16 protein-coding genes and 1 pseudogene are annotated in these 17,777 nt (G+C 67.8%); 7 read left to right on the top strand and 10 right to left on the bottom strand.

The window, feature by feature from the left end:
- Positions 1–72: 72 nt before the first annotated feature.
- On the top strand, positions 73–525 hold the full coding sequence (locus CSW63_RS06845) for an Rrf2 family transcriptional regulator (protein WP_062095755.1): 453 nt from the start codon (positions 73–75) through the stop codon (positions 523–525).
- On the top strand, positions 515–1,216 hold the full coding sequence (locus CSW63_RS06840) for a bifunctional 2-polyprenyl-6-hydroxyphenol methylase/3-demethylubiquinol 3-O-methyltransferase UbiG (protein ID WP_062095757.1): 702 nt from the start codon (positions 515–517) through the stop codon (positions 1,214–1,216). The genes CSW63_RS06845 and CSW63_RS06840 overlap by 11 nt, the downstream gene beginning before the upstream one ends.
- Positions 1,217–1,296: 80 nt before the next feature.
- Here the strand turns inward: CSW63_RS06840 and CSW63_RS06835 are convergent, their stop codons facing one another.
- The 3 genes and pseudogenes from CSW63_RS06835 to CSW63_RS06825 all read right to left on the bottom strand — a co-directional run bounded on the left by CSW63_RS06835 (position 1,297) and on the right by CSW63_RS06825 (position 5,598).
- Entirely contained in the window at positions 1,297–1,794 is a 498-nt protein-coding gene (locus tag CSW63_RS06835) for a helix-turn-helix transcriptional regulator (protein ID WP_082749454.1), read from the bottom strand.
- A gap of 9 nt (positions 1,795–1,803) precedes the next feature.
- The gene (locus tag CSW63_RS06830; protein ID WP_062095760.1) at positions 1,804–2,478 is read right to left on the bottom strand and encodes a cytochrome b/b6 domain-containing protein; all 675 of its coding nucleotides are present in this window, start codon (positions 2,476–2,478) and stop codon (positions 1,804–1,806) included.
- 271 nt (positions 2,479–2,749) lie between these two features.
- Positions 2,750–5,598: pseudogene (locus tag CSW63_RS06825) on the bottom strand (TonB-dependent receptor).
- Between the two features lie 75 nt (positions 5,599–5,673).
- Between CSW63_RS06825 and CSW63_RS06820 the strand changes: the two are divergent.
- On the top strand, positions 5,674–6,816 hold the full coding sequence (locus tag CSW63_RS06820) for a phosphatidylinositol-specific phospholipase C1-like protein (protein WP_099503868.1): 1,143 nt from the start codon (positions 5,674–5,676) through the stop codon (positions 6,814–6,816).
- Between the two features lie 6 nt (positions 6,817–6,822).
- On the opposite strand, the gene CSW63_RS06815 is transcribed toward CSW63_RS06820, so the two are convergent.
- The 4 genes from CSW63_RS06815 to CSW63_RS06800 form a co-directional block, all read right to left on the bottom strand.
- On the bottom strand, positions 6,823–7,035 hold the full coding sequence (locus CSW63_RS06815) for a hypothetical protein (RefSeq protein ID WP_062095765.1): 213 nt from the start codon (positions 7,033–7,035) through the stop codon (positions 6,823–6,825).
- Positions 7,005–8,189 carry a PepSY domain-containing protein gene (locus CSW63_RS06810; RefSeq protein ID WP_062095767.1) on the bottom strand — a complete coding sequence of 395 codons (1,185 nt, stop codon included), beginning with the start codon at positions 8,187–8,189 and terminating at the stop codon, positions 7,005–7,007. Before CSW63_RS06810 ends, CSW63_RS06815 begins: the two co-directional genes overlap by 31 nt.
- Positions 8,099–10,264, bottom strand: a complete 2,166-nt coding sequence (locus CSW63_RS06805; protein ID WP_062095768.1) for a TonB-dependent siderophore receptor — start codon at positions 10,262–10,264, stop codon at positions 8,099–8,101. The genes CSW63_RS06810 and CSW63_RS06805 overlap by 91 nt, the downstream gene beginning before the upstream one ends.
- A 218-nt stretch (positions 10,265–10,482) precedes the next feature.
- Entirely contained in the window at positions 10,483–11,373 is an 891-nt protein-coding gene (locus CSW63_RS06800) for a branched-chain amino acid aminotransferase (protein WP_062095769.1), read from the bottom strand.
- An 80-nt stretch (positions 11,374–11,453) separates the two neighbouring features.
- Between CSW63_RS06800 and CSW63_RS06795 the strand changes: the two genes are divergently transcribed.
- The 3 genes from CSW63_RS06795 to CSW63_RS06780 all read left to right on the top strand — a co-directional run bounded on the left by CSW63_RS06795 (position 11,454) and on the right by CSW63_RS06780 (position 14,132).
- The gene (locus CSW63_RS06795; protein ID WP_062095770.1) at positions 11,454–11,960 is read left to right on the top strand and encodes a MarR family winged helix-turn-helix transcriptional regulator; all 507 of its coding nucleotides are present in this window, start codon (positions 11,454–11,456) and stop codon (positions 11,958–11,960) included.
- Positions 11,957–12,658: a response regulator gene (locus tag CSW63_RS06790; RefSeq protein WP_062095771.1), complete on the top strand. Its 702-nt coding sequence runs from the start codon at positions 11,957–11,959 to the stop codon at positions 12,656–12,658. The genes CSW63_RS06795 and CSW63_RS06790 overlap by 4 nt, the downstream gene beginning before the upstream one ends.
- A gap of 136 nt (positions 12,659–12,794) precedes the next feature.
- On the top strand, positions 12,795–14,132 hold the full coding sequence (locus CSW63_RS06780) for an ATP-binding protein (protein ID WP_062095773.1): 1,338 nt from the start codon (positions 12,795–12,797) through the stop codon (positions 14,130–14,132).
- A gap of 154 nt (positions 14,133–14,286) precedes the next feature.
- Here the strand turns inward: CSW63_RS06780 and CSW63_RS06775 are convergent, their stop codons facing one another.
- The 3 genes from CSW63_RS06775 to CSW63_RS06765 all read right to left on the bottom strand — a co-directional run bounded on the left by CSW63_RS06775 (position 14,287) and on the right by CSW63_RS06765 (position 16,904).
- A complete protein-coding gene (locus tag CSW63_RS06775) occupies positions 14,287–15,228 on the bottom strand; it encodes an IS481 family transposase (protein ID WP_062094136.1) in 942 nt (313 codons plus the stop codon).
- Positions 15,229–15,318: 90 nt separating this feature from the next.
- Positions 15,319–16,170: a prephenate dehydratase gene (locus CSW63_RS06770; RefSeq protein WP_062095775.1), complete on the bottom strand. Its 852-nt coding sequence runs from the start codon at positions 16,168–16,170 to the stop codon at positions 15,319–15,321.
- On the bottom strand, positions 16,167–16,904 hold the full coding sequence (locus CSW63_RS06765; protein WP_062095777.1) for a 3-deoxy-manno-octulosonate cytidylyltransferase: 738 nt from the start codon (positions 16,902–16,904) through the stop codon (positions 16,167–16,169). The genes CSW63_RS06770 and CSW63_RS06765 overlap by 4 nt, the downstream gene beginning before the upstream one ends.
- 156 nt (positions 16,905–17,060) lie before the next feature.
- Here CSW63_RS06765 and CSW63_RS06760 point away from each other — a divergent pair, with 156 nt between their 5' ends.
- Complete coding sequence (locus tag CSW63_RS06760; protein ID WP_062095779.1) at positions 17,061–17,753, top strand: cytochrome c family protein; 693 nt, start codon at positions 17,061–17,063, stop codon at positions 17,751–17,753.
- Positions 17,754–17,777 lie beyond the last annotated feature (24 nt).

Genomic DNA, 17,777 nt, shown 5'->3' with positions numbered 1-17,777 from the left:
CCGGGAGTGATCCCGGGCGGCCTTTCTGCTGCGTTCTTGACGCAGCGCGATTCTCGCAACATATAAAGTTACATGAGAAGGAACAGCCAGCTTTCCGGCGTGCTGCACGTGCTGCTGCACATGGCCGAACACGAACGCCCGTCCACCTCGGAAGAGCTGGCCAGGGCCATGACCACCAATCCCGTGGTGGTGCGGCGGATTCTCGGTGGTCTGCGCGAGGCGGGCCTCGTGGCGTCCGAGAAGGGCCATGGCGGCGGCTGGACGATCGCGCGGCCGCTTGAAGACATCACGATGCTGCAGGTGCATGAGGCCCTCGGCGCAGCCGAGTTGCTGGCCATCGGCAACCGCACCGAAGCGCCTTCATGCTTGGTCGAACAGGCGGTCAACAAAGCGTTGGGCGCGGTGTTCGACCAGGCCGAGGCGGTGCTGAAGGCCGGCTTCGCCGCGGTGACCCTGGCCATGCTCAGGCAGGATTTCCATGCCGGCATGGCCGCGCGCCGCCATGAGATGATCCATGCGCACTGAAGACGGCTCCAAACAGTTTCTGGCCGCCTTCTCGGACCCCGAGGCCGTCGCCAAGTACGCCGACGGCCCGCGCCGCTTCGTGCCGGGCCTGGAGGCGATGCACGCCATGTGCGGCCTGTTGCTGGCCGAGCGCGCGCCGGATGACGCCCGCATTCTCGTCGTCGGCGCTGGCGGCGGCCTTGAGCTGAAGGCTATGGCGAGCGCCCATCCGGGTTGGACATTCGTCGGTGTCGACCCGGCCGGCGAGATGCTGCGCCAAGCCGCGCGCACCCTGGGACCGCTGATTGATCGCGTCGAGCTGGTTGAGGGCTATGTCGACGACGTGACCGCCAGTGGTTTCGATGGCGCCACCTGCCTCTTGACCCTGCACTTCCTGGAACGCGGCGAGCGCGTACGCACCGCTGCGGCCATCCGCGAAAGGCTCAAACCCGGCGCGGCGTTCGTGGCCGCTCACGGCAGCTTCCCGCAGGGGTCAGGCGAACGTGATCTCTGGCTGGACCGTTACGCCGCCTTCGCCATCTCGCAGGGGGTCGAGGCGGAAAAGGCGCTGGGTGCGCGTTCTGCGGTGGCGACCATGGCCAGCATGATCGCCCCCGAGGACGATGAAGCCATTCTGCGTGAGGCCGGCTTCCGCGACGTGGCGATGTTCTGGGCGGCCTTCACCTGGCGCGGTTGGGCGGCCTACGCCTGAGCCGCGACCTCTCGGCCAAGAACTGCGCGTACATCGAAGCGCGACCGTCCGGTGATCCCGGGCGGGCCTTTGCTTTCGCGCTACCCCTCGCCCGCCTCGACCAGTTCCTCGAGGAACAGCGCCATCAGCGCCGACTGGGAATTGACGCCGGCCTTGGCGTAGACGCGGGCGAGCTGCGCGCGGACGGTGCCGGCGGCCGCGCCGCGCAGGGCGGCGATCTCGGCGACGTCGCAGCCCTTCAGCGCAAACAGCGCCACGTCGGCCTCGGCCGCCGTCAGCTTCCAGTCGGAAAAGCGCAGGCGGGCCAGATCGGCCAGCGCGCCCTTGGCCGCCGCCACCGCCGCCTCGTCCTGGCGGGCGCGCAGGACCAGCCAGCGCACCTGGGCCGCGCCGAACACCACCCCGACCAGCAGGGCGAGCGCCGCCCCGGCCTCGGCTGCGATATGGACGCCCGATCCGTTGGCGCGCAGGTCGCCCGTGACGTCGACCAGGAAGAACAGCGTCGCGGCCAGCTGCAGGATCACGACGACCGCGATCATCGTGATCCTGTGTTCCAGAGCGCGTCGGCGGCCGATCATGCGCAAGCTTTAGCGCCGCCCGGGAAGCATCGCCAAGACAATCCGCCGACCGCTTCGGCGGGTCTCGAAGACCACGCCGGCGATGTGCAGGACGATCAGCACATAGAGCAGGTTGACAGCCGTCTCGTGGACTTCGGCCAGGGGCCCCTCCTCGCCATGGCCCTCACCGCCTTCGCCCGCTTCGGAGTTCTCGCCGGACTCCTCATGCTCGTCCGCCTCCTCGCGCCCCTGAACGATGCGGGCGGCGCTGGCCTCGGCGGCGGGCGGGATCGTGGCGGGGGACTTGGCCTCGGCCGGAGCATTGGCCATCAGCACGCCCGTGACAATGATGACCGCCAGCGTGCTCCAGATCGCGTAGACCATCAGCGCGCCCAGCGGATTGTGCGAGGCGTGCTCGGTGCGGCGTCCCTGGGCGATCTCGCGGATATGAGCCAAGGCGCGGGCGGGGCTGGGTGGAAAGGCGGCGAACCTTGCCTCGGCCGGGCCGATGACGCCCCAGATCAGCCGCAGCGCCAGCGTCGCGGCCAAGGCATAGCCGACCCAGACGTGCGGTCCCGAGCCTTCCTCGGTGATCAGCCCGTTGGCGAGGATGGCGCCGACGATCGTCCAGTGGGTCAGCTTGACGACGGGGTCCCAGCGACGCGGCGGCGGCGCGGCTTCCAGAGGGGCGGCGGCGTCGGTCATGGGGGCTTCTCCCGGCTTAAGATGGGACAAGCGATGCGTGGTCGAGCGCCCGGCGGCTATCGGCGGACGGCTTATGCGCCCGGGCGTAAGCGCGGGCTTACGGCACCGGCCGCGCCAAAACGCCGAGAGGTCGGCCCGGGGCTGCCTTTCCACCATTTGCCGGACGAAGACCCACGCATCACGTCGAGCGTGTCAGCGCCCTTCGACGCCGAAAAACGCCGCCCAGGATCGCTCCTGGGCGGCGTCTTCGTCTCTTGGCTCAACCCAGCTCTTAGAACTGGATGTTCGCCCCCACGAACACCGTGCGACCGCTGGTGGTGAAGTTCCACAGGCGGCGGGCGCCGGTCTGGCCGAAGCCGTTGTTGAAGCTGTTGACCTGCTCTTCGCGCTCGTTGGTCAGGTTGATGGCGTCCAGCGAGAGGCGGATGCGCGGGGTCAACTGATAGAAGGCCGCGGCGTCGACATAGGTGGTGGCGTTGAACGCGCCGCTGTCGATCAGATAGTCCGAACGATAGTTGGCCGAGATGCGGCCGCCGTACTTGGCGGTCTCGTAGTACAGCGTGGCGTTGGCGTTGATGTCCGACAGGCCGAAGATGTCGGTCTTCTGGTTCTTGCCGTTCACCAGACTGATCGTCTCGCTGTCGATCAGGGTCAGGTTGGCGACCGCGCCCATGTTCTTCAGCGGACCGGGCAGGAAGAAGAAGTCGCTCTGGGCGCTCAGCTCCAGGCCGGTCAACTTGGCGTTGTTGAGGTTCACCTGGCGCGTATAGGACGCGACATTGGTCGAGGCTGTGACGCCCGGATAGAGGCCTTCGGCCAGGCCGGTGCTGGCGTAGCTGACATTCGTCGTCGTCTGGCTGGCGACCAGGCCGTCGATGTTCTTGTGGAACACGCCGGCGGTCAGCATGCCGATGTCGCCGAAGTACCACTCGGCCGCCAGGTCGAACTCGTCGGAAGTGTAGGGCTCGAGGTTCGGGTTGCCGGTCGAGACGGTGACGGTCGTGCCGTCAACGCTGATCGAGCCGTTCATGGCGTAGGCGCCCAGGGCCGGGCGGTTGATGTTCTGGGCGGCGGCCATGCGGATCTGGAAGCGGTCGGAGACCTCCAGCACCGCGTTCAGCGACGGCAGCACGCCCGAATAGGTCTTCTTGGCGACGCTGGGGGTGTTGACGCCCTTGACCGCCATCACGCCCGACGAGGTCAGTTCGGTTTCATAGGCGCGCAGGCCGGTGTTGCCGCGCAGGGGCATGCCCATGAACTCGGCCTTCCAGTCCAGCTGCAGATAGCCCGCCTTGGTGTCCTCTTCGACCGCATAGATCGAGCGCGGCGCGCCCAGGGTGCGGGTGACGCCGTACTTGGCCAGCGCCTTGTCCCAGTCGACGATGATCCAGGACTGGTCCTTGTGCTGGGTGAAGACCTTGGTCACGCCGTCGAGACGGTCGTCCAGCGTGCCCTTTTCCCAGGCCGTCTTGTTCACGTCGTCGTTGGTCTGCGAGTAGCCTTCGTTCTTGAAGCCGCGATACGACAGGCCGCCCTTCAGGGTCACGGCGTCGTTGAAGTCATAGGCTCCGTTGAACTCGGCGTTCTTCAGCTTGGTGGTCTGGTAGGTGGCCGAGAAGTCGATCTCGTGGGCCCGGTAATTGTTCGGGTCGGTGGTGTTCCACTTGTAGGTGTTCTTGCCGGTGTCGCCGCGATAGTCGGTGACCAGGCCGCCGAACGCCTCGGTGTAGAACTTGTCCGACATCGGGATGTCGTAGTCCGAGGTCTCCTGGCCGATGTGGCCGTCGAAGCGCAGTTTGTCCGAAACCGCCCACTCGCCAGTCAGAACCAGCTGATCGAAGGTGTTCTTGGCTTCCTGGCGGCGGGTCTCGGTCGCGAAGACGGTGTTGTCGACGTCGGCGTAGATGATCGTGTTGTACTTGTCGTACTGGATCGAATTGAGCACCGGCGGCGGGCTGACCAGATTGCCCGAGTGCGGCGTCGATCCGCCCAGAACCGTCGAGCCGACCGAGGCGCGGGTGGCCAGGTGGATCTCGGTGCGGTCGTTGGTGAACTTGCCGTGCAGGGCGTCCAGCGTCAGGGTGACGTTCTCGACCGGGCGCCATTGGGCGGCGGCGGTGATCCCCAGGCGCTCCTGGTCCGAACCCCACACCGACAGACGGTTGCCGCGCGCGAAGATCAGTTCGCCGTTCATCGCCTTGGCCGCGTCGGCGGCGTTCAGATTGACAACGTTGGCGGCCAGGGCCTTCTGGGTGCCCGCGCCGTAGGTGTTGTAGCCCTGCTCCTCGGTCTTGCGCTTGGAGTAGGCCACCGAGGCCAGCAGGCCGAACTTGTCGTCCCAGTTCTTGGCGATCATCGCCGCGCCGCGCGGCTGGGTGTCCTTGGTGGCGCTGTTGGTGCCGACCTGCAGCGACATCGCGCCCTTGGTCCCGGCGTAGTCGAACGGCTTGGCGGTGTAGAGGCCGACGGTGCCGGCCATGCCGCCTTCATCCTGCTCGGCCGAGAACGACTTGCGCACGTCGACCTTCGAGAACAGGTCCGAGGCGAAGATGTTGAAGTCGAAGGCGCGGTCGCGCGAGGTCTGGCCGCGGCTGTCCATCGGCGAGTCGACGTTGCCCAGCACTTCCATGCCGTTCAGCTGCACGCGGGTGAAGTCGGGGCCAAGGCCCCGCAGGCTGACGCGACGGCCTTCGCCGCCTTCGCGGTTGATGGCCACGCCGGGCAGGCGCTGCAGCGACTCAGCCAGGTTGAGGTCGGGGAACTTGGCCATGTCTTCGGCGACGATCACGTCCGAGACGATGGCGCTGGTCTTCTTGGCCTCGCGGGCCACGCCCAGCGACTTGCGGAAACCGGTGACAACAACGGCGTCGACTTCGGACGGGTCGGCGTCGGCGACCGACGCCGGCGCAGGATCGACGACGCGGGCTTCGGCGACCGGGGCCAGAGCGGCCATGACGAGTTGCGCCGCGCCCACGAGAAGCGCGATCTTGCTGCGAGACATAGGAATACCCCCTTGCACTGGTGTCGGCTGAACGCCCGGGGAGGGGCGCCGACAGTTGCGCGGGCAATAGGGAGGATCGGTGACTGAGGCGTCTCAACTCGATCAAGGATTGATGACAGACGATCCGCTCCCCTCCCCGCGACGTCAAACCGTCACGCGCGGGCGCTAGGGGGCAGGTACGGTTTCGGAGTCCCGTGATGTTGAACCTTCTCGCCGCCCTGGCGGTCGCCGCCGCCCCTTGCCCCGCCTCGGACGAGCAGCCCGCCTGCGTGCGCCAGCGGATCGACGCGCTGGGCATGAACGACATGATGGTCGTGGGGACCCACAATTCCTACAAGCTGGCGATCCCGCCCGAGGAGATGGCCGTCATGGTCGCCGCGCGCGGCCCCGCCGCGCTGGGGATCGACTATGGCCATCGCCCGCTGGTCGAACAGTTGGACGCCGGGGCGCGGCAGCTGGAGATCGACATTGTCGCCGACCCGCAAGGCGGTCTCTACGCCAAGCCGCTGACGGTGTTTGGCCGGGGAACGACCCTGCCGCCGGACGTAGCCGCCGCGCTGGCCAAGCCGGGCTTCAAGACCCTGCACATGCCCGATGTCGACTTCCGGTCCTCGTGCGTGACCTTCGTGGCCTGTCTGAAGACGATCCGCGCCTGGTCGGACACCCACCGCGACCACGTTCCGATCCTGATCATGCTGAACGCCAAGGAAGGCGCGGCCACCATGCCGGGCGGGGTGACGCCCCTGCCCTTCACCAAGGCGCTGTTCGATGCGCTGGACGCCGAGATCCGCTCGGTGTTCGGCGACGATCGGCTGATCACGCCGGATCTGGTCCAGGGCAAGGCCAAGACCCTGCGCGAAGGCGTCCTGGCCGGTGCGAAATTGGGCGGCGGCTGGCCCAAGCTGGGCGCGGCGCGCGGCAAGGTGTTCTTCGCCCTCGACGAGGGTCCCGAGAAGGTCGCGATCTACCGGGGCAAGCGCGCGTCGCTGGAAGGCCGGGCCATGTTCGTCAACACCGACGAAGCCTCGCCCGCCGCCGCCTATCTGACGCTCAACGATCCGGTCGACGAGAAAGACCGCATCGCGGCCGCCGTGAAGGCCGGCTTCATCGTTCGCACCCGCGCCGACGCCGATACGCGCGCGGCCCGATCCAACGACACCACCCAGCGCACCGCCGCCTTCACCAGCGGCGCCCAGTACATCTCGACCGACTACATCTGGGCCGATCCGCGCTTTGCCGGCGGCTATACGGTGCGCCTGCCGGACAGCAAGGTCGCGGTCTGCAATCCGGTGCGACAGCCGACGGCGTGCGGCGGCAGGGACCTGGAGGGGCGTTAGTTCCGCCTAACGTCGGCGCGCCGCCAAGGCCCAGACGGTCGCGATGACCGACGCCCCAAGCGTCAGCGCGCCGATCACGTTCCAGAGGCCATCGCCCAGCAGGGCGACGACCAAGCCGAAGAGGCTCAGCGCGGCGATCGCCGCCGGTACGCTAAACACCTGCCACAGCGTCAGATGGTGACCGGTCTTCATCGCGCGGCCTTCCGCTTGGCGAGCCACAGATAGAGTCCGGAGGCCAGAATCACGATCGTGGCGATGTCGAGCAGCGCCCAGACGATCTTCAGGCCCAGCCCGCCATAGTCGCCAAAGTGCAGCGGCTGCGACAAGGACAGGGTCTTGACGTACCAGGGCGTCGGCGCAATGGCGGCCAGCTCGCCGGTGCGGGCGTCGATCAGGGCTGGCGTGGTCAGGTGCTTGGTCAGCGGCGTCTTGCCGTGAAAGAACACCGCATAGTGGTGGTCGGTCGAATAGTCCGAGCCCGGGAAGGCGACGAACTGAAGCTCCTTGTCCGGCAGGGCCGTCTTGGCCTTGTCGACGGCGGCCTGTAGCGAGCTGCGCTGGCCCGGCGCGACGGGGCTGTCATAGGCCTGCGTCAGTTCCTTGAGCGCCGTATTCTTCCAGTAGCCGACGATCGGCGTGGCCAGGGTGTTGACGACGCCGGTAGCGCCGACCACCAGCACCCAGGCCGCCGTAACCGCGCCCAACAGGTTGTGATAGTCCAGCCAGCGCGTGCGCGCCCGCTTGCTGGCCCGCACCGTGCCGAACGGCAGGCGGCGCATAAAAGGCGCGTACAGCACCACGCCCGAGACCAGGGCCGCGATCAGCAGCAGCCCCATCGCGCCCAGGAACAACATGCCCGCCAGACCCAGGAACATGTCGGTGTGCAGTTGGAGCAGGAACTCCATGACAGGATGCCCCGCGACCGGCGGAGCGGGTTCGCCGCTGGTGTGGTCGATGGGTTGGAAGCTGTAGACTCCCGCCTTGCCGCCCGGCTGCACGCTGGTGACGTTCACCACCGGCCGGTCTTCGTCGAAGCTCATGAAGGCCGGAACCTCGCCCGGCTTACGGGCGAGTGCGGTCTCCAGCACCTGGTCGAGGGTCAGCTTGGGGCCGTCCGGACGCGCAGGCGTCCAGGCCTCTTCCATCAGGACATGCTCGATCTCGTGGGTGAACACGAGCGGCAGCCCCGTGATGCAGAGCATCAGAAGGAAAGCGGTCGAGACCAGGCTCGACCACTTGTGAACCCACGACCAGGCGCGGAGCGTCCGGGCCTTCATCCGCGCTAGAAGTCCGTGCTGATCGACAGGCGCAGGGTGCGCGGGGCGCCCAGCGTCAGGTAGTTGGCGCCCGGATAGCCGCCGACCGCCACCCACTGGTTCTTGTCGGCCAGATTCTCGACGCGGGCCCGCAGGGTGACCGCCTTGCCGCCAGCTTCGAAGGCGTAGCGCGCGCCGAGGTCAAAGCGCGTCCAGGCGTCCAGCGACACGGTGTTGGCGGTGTTGGCCTGCTGCGATCCGGTGTGGACCGCGCGACCTTCCAGGGTCAGCCCCTCGACGGCGGCGACGTCCCACTCCAGGTTCAGGTTAGCCTGGAATTCCGGCACGCCGATCGGAGCCTTGCCCTGCAGCGCGGCCGACAGGGCGCGGTTGATCTGGGCGTCCAGCCAGGTGGCGCCGCCCAAGAGGCGCAGGCCCGGGGCGGGCTGGCCGAAGACGGTCAGTTCGACGCCCTGGTTCTCCTGTTCGCCGCCGGCGGTGTAGCGACGACTGGCGGCCTCGAAATACTCGGCCGGCTGGGTGGTGCGGAACAGGCTGATCGAACCGCCGAACGCGCCGGCGTCGTACTTGGCGCCGATCTCGGTCTGCTCGCCGCGGAACGGCGACAGGATCTCACCGACATTGGCCACCGCCACGCCATTGACCTGGGCCGGGGCGATCTTCCCGGGGACCAGGGCCTCGGCGTAGTTGGCGTACAGCGAAACCTTGTCGCTGGGCTTGAACACCGCCGCCACGGCCGGGGTGGTGGCGTCGCCGTCATAGGCGCCGTTGCGGGCGCCGGTGTTGTAGTCATACGAGCGGGTCTGGATGTCCTGATAGCGGACGCCCACCGTGACCAGCAGGCGCTCGTCCAGGAACGACAGGGTGTCGGCCACCGCGACGCTGCGGTTCTTCACGCGCTCGGTGACGTTCGGATCGCTCTTGGAGCCGCCCACGAAGAAGTTCGGGTTCGGCGCGGCGACGGCCACCGGGTTGTAGAGGTTGCTGGCGAAGCCGGCGAAGTTCGAGAAGGCGTAGGCGTTCCTGGACTTCAGGTTCACCTGGGCGACCGAGGCGACGATCGCGTGACCGACCGCGCCCGTGGCGAACTTGGCGCGCAGGCCCGCGTCCGTCGACAGGATCGAGTCCTTGCGGACGTTGTCGAAGCGGTAGGCGCTCAGCGTCCCGTCAGCCAGAGCCGTCGGGTTAGCCAGGACGTTGTCTTCCTTGCCCTGACGACCGCCCAGGGCGGCCCAGGCGCTGACCGTGTCGGTCAGGTCGAACTCGCCGCGCGCCGCGCCGAACAGCTGGCGCTCGTCGGTGTGGGTCCAGGGCTGGGCGAAGTTCTTGTCGCCCGAGGGGGCCTTGGGGATGGCGCCGGCCGGGGTCACGGTCGGACGCGCGCCTTCGATGCGGTGATCCTGCCAGCCGAGGTCCGCCGAGAAGCGGGCGCGGTCGCCGCGACGGTCCAGGCCCAGGCCCAGCACCGTCAGGTCGCGCTTTTCGCCGTCGACGGCCGTCTCGCCGCCGCGCAGGCCAAGATTCACGCGCGCGCCATAGGCGTCGTTCTGGCCAAAGCGGCGGGCGATGTCGGCCGAGCCATAGACCTGCTCGCCGCCGTCCCAACCGGCCGTGAAGCGGGTGAGCGGGGTGCTGGAGGCGCGCTTGGGCGTCAGGTTGAACGCGCCGCCGACGCCGCTGCCGCCGGGGGCCGCGCCGTTCAGGAAGGCGTTGGCGCCGCGGAACACATCGACCCGCTCGATCAGCTCGGCCGCCACGAACTGGCGCGGCAGCACGCCGTAGAGACCGTTATAGGTCATGTCGTCGGAATAGACCGGGAAGCCGCGAACGACGTACAGCTCCTGGAAGTTGCCAAAGCCCTTGGTCACGCGGACGGTCGGGTCGTTCTGCAGCACGTCGGCGACGCTGCGGGCCTGCTGATTGCGGATCAGCGCTTCGGTGTAGCTGGTGATGGCGAACGGGGTGTCCATCGTGTCCAGCGCGCCCAGCAGGCCGACGCGCGCGCCCCTGGCGACCTGGTCGCCAGCGTAGGCGGGCGGCAAACGCACCTGCGAGCCGGTGATGACCACCTCTTCGACCTGGGTCGTCTCGGCCTGGCGCGCCAAGGCGGGGCTGGCCACGACGCCTCCCAACAGGGCGGACGACAGCAGAAGGGCGAGACGAGACGACATCGGAAGATCCTGAGAATGCGAGTGCGTCGCAATATCTGGCCTTCAGTGACGTTTCAACTCTTTCCTCCTCGGGATGAGGGGGCCCTAACCCTTCCCTCTCCTCTTGCGGGAGAGGGTGGGCGCCGGAGGCGGTCGGGTGAGGGGTCGCGCGGCCATGCCGAGAAACCCCTCATCCGGCCCTTCGGGCCACCTTCTCCCGCAAGGGGAGAAGGAGAACCTTAGGCCGTCGCCATCGCCTCGCCGCGCACCAGGGCGGCGTAGGTGTCCATCAGGTCCAGCGACAGCTTGGCCGGCGTGAACTTGAACTCGCCCACTTCCGAGACCGGGGTCACCTCGGCGGCGGTGCCGACGATGAAGCACTCGGTGAAGGTCGAGAGCTCTTCCTTCTGGATGTGGCGCTCGACCACCTCGATCCCCTTGCGCTTGGCGATGTCGATCACCGTGCGGCGGGTGATGCCGTCCAGGAAGCAGTCGGGCTTGGGCGTGTGCAGCACGCCGTCCTTGACGAAGAACACGTTGGCGCCGGTCGCCTCGGCCACATAGCCGCGATAGTCCAGCATCATCGCGTCGGCGTAGCCGTCCTTTTCGGCGGCGTGCTTGGAGATGGTGCAGATCATGTAGAGGCCGGCGGCCTTGGCCGCGACCGGCGCGGTCTTGGGGTCCGGACGCTGGTACTTGGCCCAGGTCAGGCGGATGCCCTTGGCCTTGGTCGCCGGATCGAAGTAGCTGGGCCACTCCCAGACGGCGATGGCGACGTGGATCTTGGTCTGCTGCGCCGAAACGCCGATCATTTCGCTGCCGCGCCAGGCGATCGGACGGACATAGCAGTCCTTGAGGCCGTTCTTGGCCGCCGTCGCCTTGCAGGCCCCGTCGATCTCGGCCACCGTGTAGGGGATCTTGAAGTCGAGGATCTCGGCCGACTTGAACAGGCGCTCGGTATGCTCGGTCAGCTTGAAGATTTCACCGCCATACATGCGCTCGCCTTCGAACACCGACGACGCATAGTGGAGGCCATGGGTCAAAACATGCACCTTCGCTTCGCGCCAGGGCACGAATTGCCCGTCAAGCCAGATCCAACCGTCGCGATCGTCGAAGGGAACCAGAGACATCGGCCCAAGACCTCCTTATTGGGAACCGGGTTCTTAGACGCCCCGTCGCGGAATGCGTCAAATAAAATGGACTCTGCGTGATGATAGCCCCGCTGCAGCCCGGCTCGGACGATCCCCGTCTGATCCTTCGCGAGGAGGAGCTGGACGGCGGGCTGGAACTGATCCTGCTGGCCGAGGCCTCGCTGTGGGCCGCCGTGGACGCGGTGCTCGAGACCGAGGCCCTGGGTCTTGGCCGCTCACACTGGCGCGCGGCGTTCCTGCTGCGCCGCCGGCCGGGCATCGGGGTGCAGGACCTTTCGAAGCTGACCAGCCTGTCGAAACAGGCCGCCAGCCGCACCCTGGCCGACCTTGAGAAGGCGGGTCTGGTGGAGCGCGTCTCCGGCGATCTGGACGGCCGTCGCCGCCCCGCGACTCTCACCGCCGAGGGCGTGGCCTTCGAGCAGCGCACGGCCGAACGGCTGCGAGCGCTGCTGGCCCGCGCCTACCGCACCGGCGGCCTGGACGGCGTGGCCGGCACGCGGCGCATCCTGGCGGCGCTGGCCGGATCGCGGCAAGGTGTCGGCCCAGCACGACGGATTCCCACATGACCCCTGACGAGCGCCGCGAACGCCACATCCTGGTGGTCGACGACGACGACCGGCTACGCAAGCTGATCAAGGAATTCCTGAGCCGCGCCGGCTTTCGCGTCACCGCAGCCTCCAGCGCCGCCGGGGCCGACAAGCTGTTCGAGGCCCTGGACTTCGACCTGATGGTGCTGGACGTGATGATGCCCGGCGAGGACGGCATGACCTTCACCAAGCGCCTGCGTGCCAAGGGCGGCGAGGCCGGCCGCACGCCGATCCTGATGCTGACCGCCAAGGATCAGACGGCCGACCGGATCGAGGGCCTGTCCAGCGGCGTCGACGACTATCTGGGCAAGCCGTTCGAGCCTCAGGAGCTGCTCCTGCGCATCGAGGCCATCCTGCGCCGCTCGGCCGCCCGTCCGGTGGGCCCCAAGGCGCTGAGTCTGGGCCGCTGCACCTTCGACGCCGATCGGGGAGAGCTGTCGTGCGACGGCGAGGCCGTGCGGATCACCGAGGCCGAAGTGACCCTCCTCCGTCGCCTGGCCCGCTCGCTGCACGAGCCGGTCGATCGTCTCGAGTTGGCCCGCGACACCGCCGACGCCACCGGCCGCGCCGTTGACGTCCAGGTCACCCGCCTGCGCCGCAAGATCGAGCCCGACCCGAAGAATCCCCGCTACCTGCAGACGGTGCGGGGCGTGGGGTATCGGCTGGCGCCGGATTGATGGGGTGAAGGCGGGCACCTTCCCCCTCCAGATGCTGCGCATCCTCCTCCCCCGGAGGGGGAAGAAGGAGCGCGTATGCCTTCTTCCCCCTCCGGGGGAGGAGCGCCGCAGGCGCGGAGGGGGCAAGTAGCAAGCCGTGCCCCTCGCCCGCCTCGACATCCCGCCCGCGCTGAAGCGGCTGCTGCCGACCACGCTGTTTGGCCGCAGCCTGCTGATCATCGTCCTGCCGGTGGCGATCATGCAGATCGCGGTGACCTGGGCGTTCTTCGACGCGCACTGGCAGAGCGTCACCGCAAAGCTGTCCGAGGGTCTGGCCGGCGACATCGCCTGGGCTGTGCAGTCCTACGAGGACGATCCCAGCCCCGCAGCCGTCGAGAAACTGGCCAAGCGCGCCGAAGACTCGCTGTCGCTGTCCATCGCCTTCCAGAAGGGCCGCAAACTACCGACCGGCCACCGCCCCTCGCTGTTCGCGGCGCTCGACCGCTCGCTGGACCGGGCGCTGGAGGACCGGCTGGACAACCCGTTCTGGTTCGATACCACCCGTTACCGCGCCTATATCGACATCAGGGTGAAGGTCGACGGGGGGGTGTTGCAGATCTACGCCCTGCGCGACCGCGCCTACGCCACCCAGGGCCACATCTTCATCCTGTGGATGGTGGTGGCGACCATGCTGCTGACGGCGGTGGCGATCCTGTTCATCCGCAACCAGGTGCGGGCCATCGAGCGCCTGGCCGAGGCCGCCGACGCCTTCGGCCGGGGCGAGGATCCGGACTTCAAGCCGCACGGCGCGCGCGAGGTGCGTCAGGCGGCGCTGGCCTTCATCGCCATGAAGCTGCGCATCCAGCGCCATATCGAGCAGCGCACCGCCCTCCTGGCCAGCGTCAGCCACGACCTGCGCACGCCGCTGACCCGGCTGAAGCTGGAAATGGCCATGGCCGAGCCCTGCGAGCAGATGGAGGCCATGAAGGGCGACCTCGCCGAAATGGAGCACATGATCGACGAGTACCTCGCCTTCGCCCGCGGCGAGGGCGGCGAGGCGATTCAGGTCGTCGATCTCTCCGAACTGGTCGAGAGCGTCGTGGCTGACGCCGAACGGGGCGGCGCGGCGATCGAGACCGAGATCACCCAAGGCCTGGAAACCCGCCTGCGTCCCCTCACCTTCCGCCGGGCGCTGGCCAACCTCATCGACAACGGCGTAGCCCACGCCGACCGGGTGCGTGTGACGGTCAGTCCGCGCCAGACCGGCGGGGTCGACGTCGCTGTCGATGACGACGGTCCGGGCATTCCGGAAGACAAGTATGAAGAGGCCTTCAAGCCCTTCTCGCGACTCGACGACAGTCGGAACCAGAACGAGAAGGGCGTGGGCCTGGGGCTCGCCATCGCCCGCGACATGGCCCGGGGCCTGGGCGGGGACCTTGTTCTGTCCCGCTCGGCGCTGGGCGGCCTGCGGGCGCTGATCCGGCTGCCGGGGTAGAGCGCTAAAAACCCTATGTCATCCCGGAAACGCCGCAGGCGTTATCCGGGACCCAGGGGGTGACGAAACGCCGTGTGCGCCGCCCCTGGGTCCCGGCGCTCCGCGCTTCGCGCTGCGGCCGGGATGACACGATGTTATGGGCCTTTGAAAGGCGCTAAGTGTCGTTTCCAAGAAGGTTGTTTACACGCTGCCAGGGGGTGAGGCCGCCGATGCCAGAGTGTGGTCGGGTTAGGTTGTAGGCGTCGGTCCAGGGTTTGATGGCGTTGGATCGTTCCTCCGAGCAGGCATAGGGCCTGCCATAGGCCCACTCGCGCAGGCTCGTCTGGATGAAGCGCTCGGCCTTGCCATTGGTCCTGGGCGTGTAGGGCTTGGTGCGCACGTGCCTGGCGCCGGCGATCCGCAGGGCCTGGGCGAAGAGCTTGGAGCGATAGGCCGAACCGTTGTCGGTCATCACCCGCTGGACGGCGACGCCGTGGCGGCTCAGCCAGGCCAGGGCGCGTTCGAGGAAGGCGGTCGTATCGTGCTGGCCTTCGGAGGGCAGGATCTCGGTGTAGGCCAAGCGCGAGGCGTCATCGACGCAGACGTGCAGGAAATCCCAGCCGGCTTTCTTGGAACGTCCCGCCCGCCGGTCGCCGGTGACGCGATGGCCCTCGACGGTGAACCGGCCCAGCTTCTTGATGTCGAGGTGGATCATCTCGCCAGGCGCGGCGCGCTCATATCGGACGATCGGCGGCCTGGGCTCCAGGGCCGATAGCTTGCCCAGGCCCAGCCGGCGCAAGATCAGCCCCACAGTCGAGCGGGCCAGGCTCAGGTTGCGGGCGATGGCCGGCCCTGTCATCCGCTGGCGGCGCAGGGTCTGAACTTGGTCGACGATCTCCGCGGACGTCCTGCGCGGACATCGGCGGGGCGCCGAGCTGCGGTCGTGAAGCCTTCGCTCGCCGCCCCGCCGATGCCGTTGCAGCCACTTACCGACCGTCTGGCGTGAAATTCCGAAGGCTTCGGCGGCCCTAGCCACCGACCAGCCTTCAACCTCGATCCGTGAAATCATCGCCGCTCGACCAAGCGGCGTCAGGCGGGCATTCTGATGGATGTTCATCCGGGGGCTCCCGGCCATGGAAGTGGAGTGTCGCAACCCCAGCTTCGTTCAAGCCCGCCTCCGGGTGAACAACCTTCATAGCTTCGACAGCTAAGCCCCCCGATCCCGGAACGGATCGGCCGGGTACACCCCCAGGATCTCGAAGCGCTCGGAGAAGAACTTCAGCTCGTCCAGGGCCAGAGCGAGGTTGCGGTCCTCGGGGCGGCCGTCGACCTCGGCGTAGAAGAAGGTGGCCGTGAAATTGCCGCCCTCCATGTAGCTTTCCAGCTTGGTCATGTTGACGCCGTTGGTCGCAAACCCGCCCAGCGCCTTGTACAGCGCGGCGGGCAGGTTGCGGACGCGGAACACGAAGCTGGTTACGCAGCGATGCGTGAAGTCGGGCGCGGCCGGGGCCTTGTCGGCCGTCATCACCAGGAAGCGCGTGGTGTTGTGGCGCTCGTCCTCAATGTCGCGCGCCAGGATGTCGAGGCCGTAGATCTCGGCGGCCAGGGCCGGGGCGACGGCGGCATGGGTCGGATTGGGCTTCAGGGCCAGGGCCTTGGCCGCGCCGGCGGTGTCGCCGGCGGCCTCGGTCTCGACGCCCAGGCGCTTCAAGCTGTTGCGGCACTGGCTCAGCGCGATCGGCATCGAGCTGACGACCTTCACGTCCTCGATCTTGACGCCCTTGTTGGCCATCAGTTGGAAGCGGATCGGCTTGAAGCGCTCGCCGATGATCTTGAGGCCCGAGGCGGGCAGCAGGTGGTGGACGTCGGCCACGCGGCCAGCGATCGAGTTCTCGATCGGGATCATGCCCAACTGGCAAACGCCCGACTTGATGGCCTCGAAGGCCTCCTCGAAGGTCTTGCAGGGGTAGGCTTCGTAATCCGGGAAGTAGGTGCGGCACGCCTCGTGGCTGTTGGCGCCGGGCTCGCCCTGGAAGGCGATCTTCTTGAGGATGCTCATGCGTTCTTTCCTGCGGCCTGTCGCGCCGCTTCGAGGTCGGAAGGATTGTCGACGGAGATGGGCGCGGTCTGCGCTACCGCTGCGCGGATCGTCAGGCCCAGTTCCATGGCGCGCAGCTGCTCCAGCTTCTCGCGCTTTTCCAGCGACGAGGGCGCGGCGGCGTTGAACGCCTCCAGCGCCTCGCGGCGATAGCCATAGATGCCGATGTGGCGCCAGACGGGGCCCTCGCCATAAAGCGTGGAGCGGGTGAAATAGAGCGCGCGGCCGCTCGTCCCGTCCTCTTCCATGGCCAGCACAGCCTTGACCACATCCGGGTTGCTCCGGTCGGCCGGCGAAGACTCAGGCGCTACGACGGTGGCGATGTCGGCGTCGCCGAACTCCTTAAGTATTCGCGCGCAGTCGGAGAGAACCGCCGGGTCCACGAACGGCATGTCGCCCTGCAGGTTGATCACCACGTCGTGCTCGAACCCCGGATCGAGCTCAGCCAACGCCGCCAGAATCCGGTCCGAACCCGACGGCAGATCCGGGTCGGTCAGCACGGCGGTTCCGCCAGCCTTTTGAACCGCTTCGACGATTTCCGGGTCGCCGGCGGCGACGGCCACCGGACCAATACCCGCTTCGAGGCCCTGACGCAGAACCCGCACGATCATCGGAACCCCGCCGATATCGGCCAGGGGCTTGCCCGGGAGGCGGGTCGCGGCCATCCGAGCCGGGATCAGAATGAGGGGGTTCATCGGTGCAAATCTCCGCCGCCCTGTTGCGCGAGGGGCGGTAGCGTGTAAGAGACGCGAGCGCAACATGACGCGCGCTGGAGACTCGTCCTTGTGATTCCGGCGCGCGGGTTTCAAGCCCGCCGTTCGACGGGCCGATAAGAGGCTGACAAGGCTGAAATGAGCGACCTGACGTTCAACAAGATCGCTGGCGGCGTGCTGCTGACCGGCCTCGTTATTTTCGGTCTGCGGGAAGCGTCGTCCATCGTCTTCGCCAAGCACGAAGTCGAAAAGGCCGGCTACGAGATCGCGGTCCAGGAAGAAGGCGCCGAAGGCGGCGCGGCGGCGGTCGAGACCCTGCCCGACTGGAACGCCGTCCTGACCCCGGCCAACGTGGCCGCCGGCCAGGCCGTCTCGGCCAAGTGCGCCGCCTGCCACAAGTTCGACGCCAGCAACGCCAACGGCACGGGCCCGGGTCTGTGGGACGTGGTGGGCCGTAAGCCGGCTGCGCATGCGGGTTTCAACTACTCGACCGCCATGAAGGACTTCGCGGCCAAGACGCCGGTGTGGGACTACGACCACCTGTATGAATTCCTGAAGGCCCCGGGTAAGTACGTCTCGGGCACGAACATGACGTTCGTCGGCCTGAAGAAGTCGGAAGATCGCGTCGCGATCATCGCCTACATGCACAGCCTGGGTTCGAAGCTGCCGGTCCCGCCGCCGCGTCCGGCCGCCGCCGCTGCTCCGGCCGAAGGCGCCGCCCCGGCTGCTGAAGGCGCGGCTCCAGCCGCTGAAGGCGCCGCGCCCGCCGCCGGCGCCGCCGCGACTCCGGCCGCTCCGGCCGCCGCCGCCCCGGCTGCCCCGAAGGCCTAAGGCTCTTCGACATCCGATACGAAG

Source organism: Caulobacter sp. FWC26, from assembly GCF_002742645.2.
In the GTDB taxonomy this organism is placed as follows: Bacteria; Pseudomonadota; Alphaproteobacteria; order Caulobacterales; family Caulobacteraceae; genus Caulobacter.
Note: the sequence above shows the minus strand (reverse complement) of the source record. Positions and strands in the feature narration are given on the sequence as shown.

What these genes read in the sequence shown, in the direction of transcription:
- CSW63_RS06845 (WP_062095755.1), top strand. Translation starts at nt 73, where the DNA reads ATGAGAAGGAACAGCCAGCTTTCCGGCGTGCTGCACGTGCTGCTGCAC.
- CSW63_RS06840 (WP_062095757.1), top strand. Translation starts at nt 515, where the DNA reads ATGCGCACTGAAGACGGCTCCAAACAGTTTCTGGCCGCCTTCTCGGAC.
- CSW63_RS06835 (WP_082749454.1), bottom strand. Translation starts at nt 1,794, where the DNA reads ATGATCGGCCGCCGACGCGCTCTGGAACACAGGATCACGATGATCGCG.
- CSW63_RS06830 (WP_062095760.1), bottom strand. Translation starts at nt 2,478, where the DNA reads ATGACCGACGCCGCCGCCCCTCTGGAAGCCGCGCCGCCGCCGCGTCGC.
- CSW63_RS06805 (WP_062095768.1), bottom strand. Translation starts at nt 10,264, where the DNA reads ATGTCGTCTCGTCTCGCCCTTCTGCTGTCGTCCGCCCTGTTGGGAGGC.
- CSW63_RS06800 (WP_062095769.1), bottom strand. Translation starts at nt 11,373, where the DNA reads ATGTCTCTGGTTCCCTTCGACGATCGCGACGGTTGGATCTGGCTTGAC.
- CSW63_RS06795 (WP_062095770.1), top strand. Translation starts at nt 11,454, where the DNA reads ATGATAGCCCCGCTGCAGCCCGGCTCGGACGATCCCCGTCTGATCCTT.
- CSW63_RS06790 (WP_062095771.1), top strand. Translation starts at nt 11,957, where the DNA reads ATGACCCCTGACGAGCGCCGCGAACGCCACATCCTGGTGGTCGACGAC.
- CSW63_RS06775 (WP_062094136.1), bottom strand. Translation starts at nt 15,228, where the DNA reads ATGAACATCCATCAGAATGCCCGCCTGACGCCGCTTGGTCGAGCGGCG.
- CSW63_RS06770 (WP_062095775.1), bottom strand. Translation starts at nt 16,170, where the DNA reads ATGAGCATCCTCAAGAAGATCGCCTTCCAGGGCGAGCCCGGCGCCAAC.
- CSW63_RS06765 (WP_062095777.1), bottom strand. Translation starts at nt 16,904, where the DNA reads ATGAACCCCCTCATTCTGATCCCGGCTCGGATGGCCGCGACCCGCCTC.
- CSW63_RS06760 (WP_062095779.1), top strand. Translation starts at nt 17,061, where the DNA reads ATGAGCGACCTGACGTTCAACAAGATCGCTGGCGGCGTGCTGCTGACC.